This is a genomic window from Corynebacterium glyciniphilum AJ 3170, assembly GCF_000626675.1.
Taxonomy (GTDB): Bacteria; Actinomycetota; Actinomycetes; order Mycobacteriales; family Mycobacteriaceae; genus Corynebacterium; species Corynebacterium glyciniphilum.
This window is the reverse complement of the sequence record NZ_CP006842.1, coordinates 2,667,136-2,680,589: the sequence shown is the minus strand read 5'-3', so window position 1 is coordinate 2,680,589 and position 13,454 is coordinate 2,667,136. Positions and strand designations below refer to the sequence as shown.

12 protein-coding genes and 1 tRNA gene are annotated in these 13,454 nt (G+C 62.1%); 11 read left to right on the top strand and 2 right to left on the bottom strand.

Annotated features, from left to right (window positions below):
• Positions 1-112 precede the first annotated feature (112 nt).
• Complete coding sequence (locus CGLY_RS12540) at positions 113-907, top strand: DsbA family protein (RefSeq protein ID WP_081803919.1); 795 nt, start codon at positions 113-115, stop codon at positions 905-907.
• Between the two features lie 277 nt (positions 908-1,184).
• On the opposite strand, the gene CGLY_RS12535 is transcribed toward CGLY_RS12540, so the two are convergent.
• Positions 1,185-1,260 (bottom strand) — tRNA-Ala (locus tag CGLY_RS12535).
• 201 nt (positions 1,261-1,461) lie between these two features.
• On the opposite strand from CGLY_RS12535, the gene CGLY_RS12530 reads away from it, so the two are divergent.
• The 6 genes from CGLY_RS12530 to nrdE all read left to right on the top strand — a co-directional run bounded on the left by CGLY_RS12530 (position 1,462) and on the right by nrdE (position 7,183).
• A complete protein-coding gene (locus tag CGLY_RS12530) occupies positions 1,462-2,076 on the top strand; it encodes a vitamin K epoxide reductase family protein (protein WP_227590272.1) in 615 nt (204 codons plus the stop codon).
• A gap of 224 nt (positions 2,077-2,300) precedes the next feature.
• Positions 2,301-2,423, top strand: a complete 123-nt coding sequence (gene ykgO / locus CGLY_RS12525) for a type B 50S ribosomal protein L36 (protein ID WP_012732041.1) — start codon at positions 2,301-2,303, stop codon at positions 2,421-2,423.
• 365 nt (positions 2,424-2,788) lie between these two features.
• Complete coding sequence (gene nrdH / locus CGLY_RS12520) at positions 2,789-3,019, top strand: glutaredoxin-like protein NrdH (protein ID WP_038549888.1); 231 nt, start codon at positions 2,789-2,791, stop codon at positions 3,017-3,019.
• A 114-nt stretch (positions 3,020-3,133) separates the two neighbouring features.
• Positions 3,134-4,477, top strand: a complete 1,344-nt coding sequence (locus CGLY_RS12515; protein WP_227590271.1) for an MFS transporter — start codon at positions 3,134-3,136, stop codon at positions 4,475-4,477.
• 25 nt (positions 4,478-4,502) lie between these two features.
• Entirely contained in the window at positions 4,503-4,946 is a 444-nt protein-coding gene (nrdI, locus tag CGLY_RS12510) for a class Ib ribonucleoside-diphosphate reductase assembly flavoprotein NrdI (RefSeq protein ID WP_038549886.1), read from the top strand.
• Positions 4,947-5,023: 77 nt separating this feature from the next.
• Positions 5,024-7,183, top strand: coding sequence for a class 1b ribonucleoside-diphosphate reductase subunit alpha (gene nrdE, locus CGLY_RS12505; RefSeq protein WP_038549884.1), 2,160 nt, complete (start codon positions 5,024-5,026; stop codon positions 7,181-7,183).
• Positions 7,184-7,303: 120 nt separating this feature from the next.
• On the opposite strand, the gene CGLY_RS12500 is transcribed toward nrdE, so the two are convergent.
• Positions 7,304-7,801, bottom strand: coding sequence for a ferritin (locus tag CGLY_RS12500; RefSeq protein WP_038549883.1), 498 nt, complete (start codon positions 7,799-7,801; stop codon positions 7,304-7,306).
• 424 nt (positions 7,802-8,225) lie between these two features.
• On the opposite strand from CGLY_RS12500, the gene nrdF reads away from it, so the two are divergent.
• The 4 genes from nrdF to CGLY_RS12480 all read left to right on the top strand — a co-directional run bounded on the left by nrdF (position 8,226) and on the right by CGLY_RS12480 (position 13,447).
• Positions 8,226-9,224: a class 1b ribonucleoside-diphosphate reductase subunit beta gene (nrdF, locus tag CGLY_RS12495; protein WP_038549881.1), complete on the top strand. Its 999-nt coding sequence runs from the start codon at positions 8,226-8,228 to the stop codon at positions 9,222-9,224.
• Between the two features lie 328 nt (positions 9,225-9,552).
• Positions 9,553-11,253 (top strand): aa3-type cytochrome oxidase subunit I, encoded by a 1,701-nt coding sequence (gene ctaD, locus CGLY_RS12490; RefSeq protein ID WP_038549880.1) that lies wholly within the window; start codon positions 9,553-9,555, stop codon positions 11,251-11,253.
• Between the two features lie 76 nt (positions 11,254-11,329).
• Positions 11,330-12,610: a phosphoserine phosphatase SerB gene (gene serB / locus CGLY_RS12485; RefSeq protein WP_038549876.1), complete on the top strand. Its 1,281-nt coding sequence runs from the start codon at positions 11,330-11,332 to the stop codon at positions 12,608-12,610.
• A complete protein-coding gene (locus CGLY_RS12480) occupies positions 12,611-13,447 on the top strand; it encodes an aminoacyl-tRNA hydrolase (protein ID WP_052540163.1) in 837 nt (278 codons plus the stop codon).
• Positions 13,448-13,454: the final 7 nt, after the last annotated feature.

Sequence of the window (13,454 nt, the reverse complement as noted above, 5' to 3'; positions counted from 1 at the left end):
AGGGTGATGCCGTGTGGATATACGTCGAGGACGACCGCTAGGGTAGACGCGGTCACGTCCTGCGAAAACGTCGGGACGAGGAGAGAGAGAACACCGTGAAAGGTTGAGGTTTGTGAGTCAGAAGATCAAGGCGCCGAACGACAAGAACCGGAATTTTCTCTGGGGGATCGTGGCTCTCGTCGTCATCTGCGTGGTGTTCATCGGTTTCATGGTCTTCAACGGCCGGAAGAGTACCGATGTCGAACTCAGCGCTGCGGACGTGTCCTTCTCGGTCGCAGTGGAGGACGGTGTGGTTCAGCTTCGTTCCGATGACGTCGCCGATGATGCTCCCACGGCTGACGTCTACGAGGACTACAGCTGCACCCACTGTGCAGATCTCGTTGAGGCTGACAGTGAGTCCATGGAGGGTGCTCTGGACGCGGGTGAGATCAACGTTAACCTGCACACCGTCAACTTCCTCGACAGCAACGGCAATGAGTCCTCGTCCCGCACCGGCGCGGTGGCAATGGCCATCGCCGAGACCGGCGACGCCGGGGCGTTCTGGGCGTTCCATGAGAAGGCGTTCGGTGATCAGGCTGAGGTCGCGCGAGACTGGCGCTTCGACGAGCTTGCAGATGCGGCTGAGCAGCTTGGCGTGGACAGTGATGTCGTCGACTCGATCCGTGATGAGTCGGTGATGGACCAGTACAAGCCGAATCTCCAAGCTAACGGCGATCGACTGCGCGAACTCATGGGGGACCAGGCAGGAACGCCGGCGTTGTACATCGACGGGGAGTACCTCACTGTTGAACGCGACCCGGAGGACCCGTCGAAGCTGAAGGACTGGGTGCCCGATGTGATCGGCGGCGAGGCTGGCGACGCACCACAGGAGTCTGCGGCAGAGACCGAGTCATCTGACTCCGAGTAGGTCTGGGTAGCCGGGCCCGACGGGCGCCCCCGCGCGTCGCTGTCTTTCTCTCCACAGCGATGGTGGGGGCGTCGAACCGTTCCGGGCCGACGGTCGGTGCACTGACCGCCGTGGGACAGTAATCTGAGGTTGGTTTCTGGCCCGGAGACCAACCAGAGATGGTCGTCTCAACTGGTGGTGACGACTGCCCGCCCCGGATGAAGCCCGCCGACGCTTGTACATACGGAAAAAGGTCCGGCCCTCGCTCTCCCTGGGGAGAGCGAGGACCGGACCTCGATGGTGGAGCTAAGGGGACTCGAACCCCTGACCCCCACACTGCCAGTGTGGTGCGCTACCAGCTGCGCCATAGCCCCGTTCGCTGTAGTGAAGAAGACGGCTCCCTCGCTGCGGACGAGATATAACGTACCTCAGCCCGCTCTGGCGGTGCAAACCAGCAGGTAAAATGCGGTGAGAGGTGGGTTACAGATGTTGCGGTTCCGGTGTCTGTGTGTGCGAGAATTGCAGGTACAGCCATGGCGGTCACCGTGTCCGCTTCGGACCTGATGGGAGATCCAGTGAGTGCAGCAGTAGAGACGCGTCCCGAGACGCGCGCCCCAGGGCTCTGGGGTGCGTCGAAGCTTTATGCTGCGGGACTGGTCCTGTTCGGAGTTGTCGGACTGTTCATGTCCGGCCTGATTCTCTACGACAAGATCAAGCTCCTCCAGGACGCCGGGTTCACCCCGGCCTGCACCCTGAATGATGTCGTCTCCTGTACCGACGTCATGAACTCCAGTCAGGCGTCCGCATTCGGGATCCCCAATCCCTTCATCGGGCTCGCCGGCTTCGCTGTTGTGCTGACCATCGGTATGGCGCTGTTGGCTGGGGCGAAGTTTCGTGCGTGGTTCTGGTACGGCTTCCTTGTCGGGTTGATCTTCGCCGTTGGTTTCGTGCACTGGCTCGCCTATGAGGCCGTCTACGAGATCGAGGCGCTGTGTCCGTACTGCATGGTGGTGTGGGCAGTGGTGCTTCCGCTGTTCGTGTCGACGGTCGTGCGCATCGCGCGTTCCCGGAGTCTGGACCGCGGCGACGCACCGTCGTCTGGGCTGACGGCGGTTGGAATGCCGACGGCGGTTGTGCTCGTCTGGTACCTCGGCTTCACGGCGCTTATTCTGCAGCAGTTCGTGTTCTGACGCGGCACTGACGCTGCACTGACACTGCATCAGTTTGGTTGAGGCACTGTCTGCGGCTAGACTGTCGTGCTGTGTCGCGACCCGGTCTTCTGGGCTCGCACGTTGCTTCTCCGGACAGTTCTCTTCGGTCCGGGAAGCCTGATCAATTCCGATCAATCACGATCAATACCGCGCCGAGGTTCTGTGTGAGCAGCCCGGGGCGCACGACGAGAAAGGAGCGCCCGATGAAGGTCCGTAAGTCCCTTCGGTCGCTGAAGAACAAGCCGGGCGCCCAGGTTGTCCGCCGCCACGGCAAGGTCTTCGTGATCAACAAGAAGGATCCGCGTTTCAAGGCTCGCCAGGGCTAGACCCGCGGTTCCGTCGGTGAACCCCTCCTGTCCGCCCCTCACGGGGCGGACGGGAGGGGTTCTTCGTGTGCGGAGAAGGGGACACCCACGGATGGAATTACAACGGTGATTTTTCGGCCCAACATGTAGTGTCGGCACCGCTCAGCCACCTGCGAATACCCGACTTGTAACTACTACATGTTGTATTTCACCGATGTAGTTACCCCAATATCTCGTGGGGAAATGGGTTGTGTGCCGCTCTGATTCCGGTGTAGTGTCGTCGTCATCAGCCCGGAAGGGGCGTGGCCCCGGGCTTCCCGGTGACCCCGCTGAACCGGGCCCCTCACCGCAGAACAGTCCACCATTATTTTCCAGGGAGTGCCTCGATGATCACCGTCTACACCAAGCCCGCCTGCGTCCAGTGCACCGCTACCAAGAGGGCTCTCGACAAGGCCGGGCTTGACTACGAGATGGTCGACATCAGCCTCGACGACGAAGCCCGTGACTACGTCATGGCACTCGGCCACCTGCAGGCCCCGGTCGTCGTCACTGAGGATGCCCACTGGTCGGGCTTCCGTCCTGACCGCATCAAGGCACTGGACGCAGCAGCGGCCTGATCCGGGCCCCGAGGGGCTGGAACACCGTCGGGGAAGGAGGCTGCGATGTGCAGCGTCCTTCCTCCTTTTTTATGTCTGACCGCTAGATAACGAACCCCCTGGAGTGGTGTTTTCATGGCTTCGCGCTCTGCACGCCGTTCGGGCAGGATGGCCTTCCGGTCGATTCTGGCCGACACCACGCCACTGCAGTCACCGCATTTCCGCCGGTTATGGACTGCCAATATCGTTACGGTGATCGGCGCCCAGCTCAATGTCATCGTCGTTCCCGCGCAGATCTATTCGATCACCGGCAGTTCGGGCTATGTGGGACTGGCCGGCGCTTTCGGCCTGGTTCCACTGATCATCTTCGGCCTCTACGGTGGCGCGTTGGCGGACATGATGGACCGGCGTCGTCTGCTGATGATCACGACGATCGGTCTGATTGTCACCGCCGTTGCGTTCTGGGCGCAGGCGGCCGCCGGTGTCGACAATGTCTGGCTGCTGTTGAGCATCTTCGCTCTCCAGCAGGCGTTCTTCGCCGTCAACCAGCCGACGCGAACTGCGATCACCGCACGTATCGTCCCGGAGGGGTCCATCGCTGCGGCGGTGTCCCTGAACATGACGGTCCAGCAGGCCGGTGCCATCGTCGGTCCGATCCTCGGCGGTCTGCTGATCCCGGTGACCGGTTTCGCCTTGCTCTACCTGCTCGACGCTTTCTGTCTGGCGGCGACGTTGTGGGCTGTGGCGAAACTCCCGGCGCTGCCTCCGGACCTCGGGGACTCGTCGGATGCGGCAGGCGCGACGGCTTCTCGTCGACGCACTCCCGGGTTCCGCAGCATCGCCGAGGGCTTCATCTACTTGGCTGCCATGCCGATCCTGTTGATGAGCTTCGTCATCGATCTCATCGCCATGGTGTTCGGCATGCCGCGGGCATTGATTCCCCAGATCTCCACCGTGGACTTCGGTGAGGCCGGTGACGGAGGGCTCTTCTATGCGCTGCTCTTCGCGGCTGTACCCCTGGGTGCCGTGCTTGGCGGGGTCTTCTCCGGAGCCGTGACACGGTTGCGTCATCAGGGAGCAGGCATCGTGGTGTCCGTGCTCTGCTGGGGTGTCGCGATCATCGTCATGGGCCTCGCTGTCAATCTCGCCGACGGACGCGCCGGACTGTGGGCCTGGGTCGCCGTCGTGGCCTTTGTCATCGGCGGCGTCGCCGACATGTTCTCCTCGGTGCAACGCTCGGCGATGCTCCAGGAGGCGGCGGACGATCGCATGCGGGGGCGTCTGCAGGGAGTGTTCCTGATCGTGGTCGCCGGTGGCCCGCGGTTGGCCGACATGCTGCACGGTTGGGCGGGCTCGGTCTTCACGGCGGGCACGGCGACACTCGTCGGCGGCGTCCTCGTCGTCGTCGGTACCATCGTCGCTGTAGCGGTGGTCCCGTCCTTCCTGAAGTACATTCCTGCTCGGTTCGTCGAGAAGTAGAGAGAAATAGAAAGGACAGTCACCCATGCTCATCGTCTATTTTTCCTCCACCACCCGGAACACCGATCGTTTCGTCCGTAAGCTGGGCTTGCCCGCAGCCAGGATCCCGCTGCGGCGTACAGAACCCGCCCTGACCGTGGACGAGCCTTTCGTCCTGATCTGCCCGACATACGGTGGGGGAGCATCTATCACCGGCGACAACTCCCGGCCTGTTCCCAAGCAGGTCATCCGCTTTCTCAATGATCCGTCGAACCGTGCCCATCTCCGGGGAGTCATCGCATCGGGCAACCTGAACTTCGGTGAGGACTTCTGCAGGGCAGGTGAGGTCATCGCCGAGAAGTGTGGTGTCCCTTATCTCTACCGGTTCGAACTGATGGGGACGCCGACGGATGTCGCCCGGGTCTGCGAAGGATTGTCCGACTTCGAGGATGCGCTCCGGCAGGACGGCCGCTGGGAGGCCGTGGCATGACATAGGCCGACGACTCCAGTAGACATAGACAGACACAGACAGACAGACACACCATCTTTTTCACAACGGGGAGAGCCATGACCACCGATCTCGGGAAGACCGTCGCAGAGCCGGTCCAGCAGGCCGATCAGCTGGACTATCACCAGCTCAACGCACTGCTCAATCTGTACGATGCCGACGGTCAGATCCAGTTCGACAAGGACCGTGAAGCTGCCAACCAGTACTTCCTGCAGCACGTCAACCAGAACACCGTCTACTTCCACGACCTGGAAGAGAAGATCGGCTACCTGGTCGACAACAAGTACTACGACCCGGAGGTGCTCGGCAAGTACGAGTTCGCCGACATTAAGGCGCTGTTCAAGCGCGCATACTCTCACAAGTTCCGCTTCAAGACCTTCCTCGGCGCTTTCAAGTACTACACGTCCTACACGCTGAAGACCTTCGACGGACGTCGGTACCTTGAGCGCTACGAGGACCGGGTGTGCATGGTCGCACTGGGCCTGGCAGACGGCGACATCGAGCTGGCCGGTCATCTCGTTGACGAGATCATCGGCGGCCGGTTCCAGCCGGCGACGCCGACCTTCCTGAACATCGGCAAGGCGCAACGAGGCGAGCCGGTGTCGTGCTTCCTGTTGCGCATCGAGGACAACATGGAGTCCATTGGTCGTTCCATCAATTCCGCGCTGCAGTTGTCCAAGCGTGGCGGCGGTGTGGCGCTGCTGCTGAGCAACCTGCGTGAGACCGGGGCACCGATTAAGCACATCGAGAACCAGTCGTCCGGTGTGATCCCCGTGATGAAGCTGCTCGAAGACTCCTTCTCGTACGCCAACCAACTCGGTGCGCGTCAAGGGGCAGGTGCGGTGTACCTGAACGCCCACCACCCGGACATCATGAAGTTCCTTGACACCAAGCGTGAGAACGCCGACGAGAAGATCCGGATCAAGACGCTGTCGTTGGGTGTCGTCATCCCGGACATCACCTTCGAGCTCGCCAAGCGTAATGACGACATGTACCTGTTCTCCCCGTACGACGTGGAACGCATCTACGGGCGCCCCTTCGCTGATATCTCCGTGACTGAGCACTACGAGGAGATGGTCGAGGATCCGCGGATCCGCAAGAAGAAGATCAACGCCCGCCAGTTCTTCCAGACCCTCGCCGAGATCCAGTTCGAGTCCGGTTACCCGTACATCATGTTCGAGGACACCGTGAACAAGGCGAACCCGATCGAGGGGCGCATCACGCACTCCAACCTGTGTTCGGAGATTCTCCAGGTCTCCACCCCCAGCGAGTTCAACGATGATCTGACCTACTCCCACGTTGGCGAGGACATCTCCTGCAACCTGGGGTCGTTGAACATTGCCGCTGCGGTGGATTCCGAGGACTTCTCCCGGACTATCGCGACTGCCATCCGTGGTCTCACCGCGGTCTCCAACCAGACCGCCATCGATTCGGTGCCGTCGATCCGGGAGGGCAATGACGGTTCCCATGCCATCGGGCTGGGACAGATGAACCTGCACGGATTCCTCGGGCGCGAGCACATCCACTACGGGTCAGACGAAGGACTGGACTTCACCAACGTCTACTTCGCCGCGGTGATGTACGAGTGCCTCAAGGCGTCCAATGCCATCGCCCGTGAGCGTGGGACGAAGTTCCGAAACTTCGAGAACTCCGACTACGCCTCCGGCGCGTTCTTCGACGCGTACGACCCGGCGGCCTTCCAGCCTCGCACCGAGAAGGTCGCGGCCATCATCGAGGGATCCTCGATCCACGTCCCCACCAGCGAGGACTGGGCTGAACTGAAGGCAGCGGTGATGGCAGACGGACTGTACAACCGGAACCTGCAGGCTGTGCCGCCGACGGGATCGATCTCCTACATCAACAACTCCACGTCGTCGATCCACCCGATCGCGTCGAAGATCGAGATCCGCAAGGAGGGCAAGATCGGCCGGGTCTACTACCCGGCGCCCCACATGGACAACGACAACCTCGAGTACTTCGAGGACGCCTACGAGATCGGCTACGAGAAGATCATCGACACCTACGCTGTGGCCACGAAGTACGTGGACCAGGGGCTGTCGTTGACGTTGTTCTTCAAGGACTCGGTGACGACGCGTGACATTAATAAGGCCCAGATCTACGCCTGGCGCAAGGGCATCAAGACCCTGTACTACATTCGACTGCGCCAGACTGCCATGGCAGGCACCGAGGTCGAAGGCTGCGTGAGCTGCATGCTCTAGCATCCACGGCCCGACGGGTCGTATCGGCCGGTGCGACACGGACACCCTGGGTCGGCTCTGAAGTTCAGAGCCGACCCAGGGTGTCCGTGTCAGGTGGGCCAGCAGGTAACGCGGGAGAGACTATTCTCCGTCGCGACCGCCGAGCTTGGCATCGATGCGCAGCAGCCCGGAGCCGTCGTTGCCGACGGTCTTGATCCAGTCGATGATGTCGTTGACGGAGGACTCTTCCTCGATCTGCTCAGCCAGGAAGAAATTGATCAGCTGGCGGGAGTCGATGTCACCGGTCTCGTCCGCGGTGCGGGCGAGGTTACGGATCATCTCGGAGACCTTCTGCTCGTGGGCCAGCGCAGCCTCGAAGGCATCCAGCGGAGTGGCGACCTTCAGGGACGGCAGCTCGATGTCGGTGAGGTCGATGCGAGCCTCGCGGTCGAGGAGGTGCTCGGCGAACTTGGCGGCATGCTCACGCTCTTCGGCTGCCTGGGCGCGGAACCAGTCGCGCATGCCGAGGAAGGAGAGACGGTCCATCTCGTAGGACAGTTGGGTGTAGATGAGGGCGGCCTGGTGCTCGGCGACGACCTGCTTGTTGACGGCTTCCTGGAACTTCTCGTTGATGCTCATGGCTGAAACGGTACTAATCGGTTTAACCTTTCTCTAGCCAGTTCAGGCTAACCAACCGATTATATGTGCAGGTGAAAAGGCGTGTCTGCCCTAAATATGCGTTGCCTCTACTATCCTGGCGGTGGACGTATTTCCGCAGGTAGTGAAGGTTATGGCGGCGGGTCGGAGGATGTTCCGCCCGTTCCGGAGCTGTAGCACCTTTTGCTCCGGCTTAGTATGACCTTGCATAAAATACCCCCATTGGGGGGGGGTGCGAGCGGTGCTGTCGATGCCGCGTCGAGTGTGGGGACGGTGCCGTCGGGGACGTTCGCGTGGGGTGCATTTCGGAGCTAGGATGGCGGTCACTTGTGTCCGTCGGTTGTCCCGGTGAGTCTGGTCCCGGCGGGCACTGAAGGCTTCATCACTCGCCCCTCAGGAGAGGTACATGACAACGTCCCGGCAGCCGCACTCGCCCATTCATCACGCTCAGGGCGGGCCAGTCACCGCAATCAACTGGAACACCATCCCCGATGATAAGGATCTCGAGGTGTGGGACCGGTTGACCGGTAACTTCTGGCTTCCGGAGAAGGTCCCGCTCTCCAATGACATCCAGAGCTGGGGAACGCTGACCGAGACCGAGAAGCAGGCGACGATGCGTGTCTTCACCGGTCTGACGATGCTGGACACCATCCAGGGCACGGTGGGTGCGACAAGCCTGATCCCCGATTCGATCACCCCGCACGAGGAGGCGGTCTACACCAACATCGCCTTCATGGAGTCCGTGCACGCCAAGTCGTATTCATCGATCTTCATGACGCTGGCGTCGACTCCAGAAATCAACGACGCTTTCCGGTGGTCCGAGGAGAACAAGAACCTCCAGGACAAGGCCGACATCATTCTCAACTTCTACCGGGGTGAGGACCCGCTGAAGAAGAAGATCGCCTCCACCCTGCTGGAGTCCTTCCTCTTCTACTCGGGGTTCTACCTTCCGATGTACTGGTCGTCGCATGCCAAGCTCACCAATACCGCTGACCTGATCCGACTCATCATCCGCGATGAAGCGGTGCACGGCTACTACATCGGCTACAAGTACCAGCGGGGCCTGGAGAAGGTGTCCGCCGAGCGGCAGCAGGAGCTCAAGGAGCACACGTTCGAGCTCGTATTCGAGCTCTATGACAACGAGTGCCAGTACACCGAAGACATCTACGACGATCTCGGATGGACCGAGGACGTCAAGCGGTTCCTCCGGTACAACGCCAACAAGGCGTTGAACAATCTCGGGTATGAGGGTCTGTTCCCGGATGATGAGACCAATGTCTCGCCCTCCATCCTGTCGTCGCTGAACCCTGGTGGTGACGAAAACCACGATTTCTTCTCCGGGTCCGGGTCGAGCTACGTGATCGGCAAGGCGGAGAACACCAACGACGACGACTGGGCTTTCTAGAGTCTTCAGGCGGCGTCCGATATGCCACTGTTTTCACTGGCTGTTGCTCCTGTGTCCACGGCATCCGCCTCCGCTCCCCGCGAGGGGAACCGGGCGCCGGTGTGCCGGGTGTCGGGGCAGTGGGCAGAGTAGTGCACCCCCGATCGCGTCAACAAGGGGGCGATGGGGGGCTCCGGCTATTAAAGCCGGCTCCAACCGATTAGTATTGGTCCCAGTCTGCGCGGGTGGCCCCGTGACGGGTGACGTTCAACGCCACCGGGTGCCCGCTGTGCAGCTCATTCATTGGGTGCCGTCCCGACGAACGGCACCGCGTAGTCAGGAGGATTGAATGACCGCAGTAGCGCCCAGGGAAGACCAACCGGTCTCCCCAGCTCGGCCTGCTCCTCAAGGTGGTAAGTCGAAGAAGGGTGGTCATGCGTGGACACTGCTGACCACGACTGACCACAAACAGCTCGGCATCATGTACATCATCACTGCCTTCATCTTCTTCGGCATCGGTGGTCTCATGGCGCTGCTGATCCGCGTGGAGCTCTTCCACCCGGGTCTGCAGTTCCTGTCCAATGAGCAGTTCAACCAGCTGTTCACCATGCACGGCACCATCATGCTGCTGCTGTTCGGTACCCCGATTGTCTGGGGTTTTGCGAACTACATCATGCCTCTGCAGATCGGCGCGCCAGACGTCGCCTTCCCCCGGCTCAACGCCTTCGGCTTCTGGCTGACCACCTGGGGCGGCATCATCATGCTCACCGGCTTCCTGACCCCCGGTGGTGCCGCGGACTTCGGCTGGACGATGTACATGCCCCTGGCCGACGCCATCCACTCCCCGGGCGTGGGCTCGCACCTGTGGATCATCGGCGTCGGCGTCGGCGGCGTCGGCAGTATTGCCGCGGCCGTCAACATGATCACCACGATCCTGTGCCTGCGTGCACCGGGTATGACGATGTTCCGCATGCCGATCTTCACCTGGAACGTCCTGGTGACCTCCCTGCTGGCGCTGCTGATTTTCCCGTTGCTGACCGCTGCGGCGCTCGGTGTGCTCTACGACCGCCTGCTGGGTGGACACATCTACGACTCGGCCAACGGTGGCGCGATCCTGTGGCAGCACCTGTTCTGGTTCTTCGGCCACCCCGAGGTCTACGTGCTGGCCCTGCCGTTCTTCGGCATCGTCTCGGAGATCTTCCCGGTGTTCTCCCGTAAACCGATGTTCGGCTATGTCGGCCTGGTGTTCGCCACCCTGTCGATTGCGGCGTTGTCGTTGGCGGTGTGGGCGCACCACATGTTCGTCACCGGTGCGGTGCTGCTGCCGTTCTTCAGTTTCATGACCTTCCTGATTGCCGTGCCGACCGGTATGAAGTTCTTCAACTGGCTGGGCACGATGTGGAAGGGCCGGATCACCTTTGAGACGCCGATGATCTTCGCGGTCGGTTTCTTCGCCACGTTCCTGTTCGGTGGTCTCACCGGTGTGATGTTGGCGTCGCCGGCGCTGGACTTCCACCTGTCGGACACCTACTTCGTGGTCGCGCACTTCCACTACGTGCTCTACGGAACGGTTGCCTTCGGTTCCTTCGCTGGCGTGTACTTCTGGTTTCCGAAGATCACCGGTCGCATGCTGGACGAGAAGTTGGGCAAGATCCACTTCTGGCTGACCTTCATCGGGTTCCACACCACCTTCCTGGTGCAGCACTGGCTGGGCAACATGGGCATGCCGCGTCGTTACGCTGACTACCTGGATTCCGACGGGTTCACCCTGTTGAACCAGATCTCCACCATCGGCGCGCTGATTCTGGGTATCTCGGTGTTGCCGTTCGTCTGGAACGTGTTCAAGTCCTGGCGTTACGGTGAGGTCGTCACCGTGGATGATCCGTGGGGCTACGGTAATTCGCTGGAGTGGGCGACGTCCTGTCCGCCGCCGCGGCACAATTTCACGTCGATGCCGAAGATCCGTTCGGAGCGTCCCGCCTTCGAGCTGCATCACCCGCACATGGTGAAGACCGCCCGCGAGGAAGCCCACGTCGGACGCCACTTCTAGACGTTCTCCCGTCGTCACAGCCGCACCCCAACTACGCGGGGTGCGGCTGTTCTCGTCTGCGCCCGTCCATGAGACAATGAGTTCCGTGGACCAGCCGAATTCCTCCCGTCACCTCACCGTCAGCCTCGCCCCCGGACTTTCCCCCGGCGTTGTCACCGTCACCGGTCCGGACGCCCCCGGAGTCTCCGCGGATTTCTTCCGCATCCTCGCCGACCACGGAGTCCAGCTCCTGGATGTTGAACAGGCAAACTTCCGAGGCACGCTCAACCTCGCCGCGTACATCGGCGTCGTCGCCGGCAGTACCGAGGCGATGCGTCAGGCGCTGACCGATGAACTCTCCGGCCGCGAGATGACCGTCACCCTCGACGTTGACGACGAACTCGAAGGAAGTCGCGCACGCTCCACGCACGCTGTCATCGTCCTCGGAAACCCGGTCACCGCCGAGCACATTTCCGCGATCGGCCAGACACTCGTGGACCATGGCGCGAACATCGACCGCATCCGCGGTATCGCCGACTACCCGGTCACCGGTCTCGAGCTCAAGGTCACCGCAGCAGATCCCACCCCGGGGGGGAGTGCCGCCCTGCGACAGGCGCTCGCCACCGTGTCCCACGCCACCGGCGTAGACATCGCCATCCAGCGAGCCGGGCTGACCCGTCGTGCGCCTCGCCTGATTTGTTTTGACGTCGATTCCACGCTGATTCAGCAGGAAGTCATCGAGATGCTCGCGGCCCACGCCGGTCGCGAGGCGGAAGTCGCAGAAGTCACGGAGCGCGCCATGCGCGGCGAGCTCGATTTCTCCGAATCCCTTCATGAACGGGTCAAGGCGTTGCAGGGGCTGGACGCATCTGTCATCGACGACGTCTCCCGCATGATCCAACTCACGCCGGGGGCGCGGACCACGATTCGCACACTCAAACGTCTCGGGTTCCGAACCGGAGCGGTCTCCGGCGGATTCGTGCAGGTCCTTGAACCGCTCGCGCGGGAACTTGGCCTCGACTTCTACCGTGCAAACACCCTGGAGATCGAGGACGGGAAGCTGACCGGCCGTGTCATCGGGCAGGTCATCGACCGGGACGTCAAGGCTGAGAGCCTCAAGGAGTTCGCCTGGTCCAACGGCATCGCGCTGCACCAGACCGTTGCAGTGGGGGACGGTGCCAATGACATCGCGATGCTGTCTGTGGCTGGCCTGGGCATCGCCTTCAACGCGAAACCAGCTCTGCGCGAGGTTGCCGATGCCACGGTCAATCATCCGTTCCTCGACGAAGTTCTCTTCATGCTCGGTATCGACCGGGAGGAGATCGACGCCGCAGACCTCGAGGACGGTAGCTACCGCCGTGTCCCGCTGGAGCGTTGAGTGTCCTACGAACGTGCCCATGACCGTCTGCGGACCGTCCTTGAGGAGCGGGACGGTGAGAACCCGGATGATCCGATGAGCGTCCAGGCGATGCCGTTGGTTCTGCACCTTCCGCACGACCCCCGTCCTCTCCGACGAGATGTGTTGGAGGCGGCGGCTGTCGCCTGTGTATCGCTGTGCCTGGACGACCGCGCCGGAGTTGAACTGCGTGCGGAGTCTGGCACGGGACCGGGGCCAGAGAGCGAACCGGAGGAGGCTGCGGTCGCCTCCGCGTTGATGCGGTGGTACGGCGCCAGGATCCGGAAGGTCGCACGCCGTGCCAGGAACAAGAAGTGGTCGGATGTGCAGTCACTGCCCGGGGTGACGGCCACGGTCGGCACGGCGTCGGTACGTGCTTTCGCTCCGTGCCCGGTGACGGAGACCCCGGCAGCAATCAACCGCCTCCAGATTGAGGGGGTGGATCTGCCGCTTCCTGCCGACGCCGAGAGCGTGACAGCAGGTGATGAGCATCCGGTGATCTACGTGGACGCGTCTCTGGGGATGAGCGTGGGCAAGGCCGCGGCACAGGTCGCCCACGGTTCGATGCTGCTGGCCGCAGCCATGGACCGGGACCGTGCCCGAGAATGGCGCGCGGCTGGATTCCCACTGCATGTCTGTGAGGTGGATGCGCAGCGTTTCGCGGACCGTCGCGCTGCTGCTGAGCAGCGAGAGCGCGACGGTGCAGGCGGCCGCGTTGCTCACAGGGGTCACAGGGACAGTGCGGCCGTCGTGCATGACGCGGGCTATACCGAGGTCGCCCCGGGCGCCGTCACCGTGGTGTCACTCGACCGGGGCTGAGCGACGG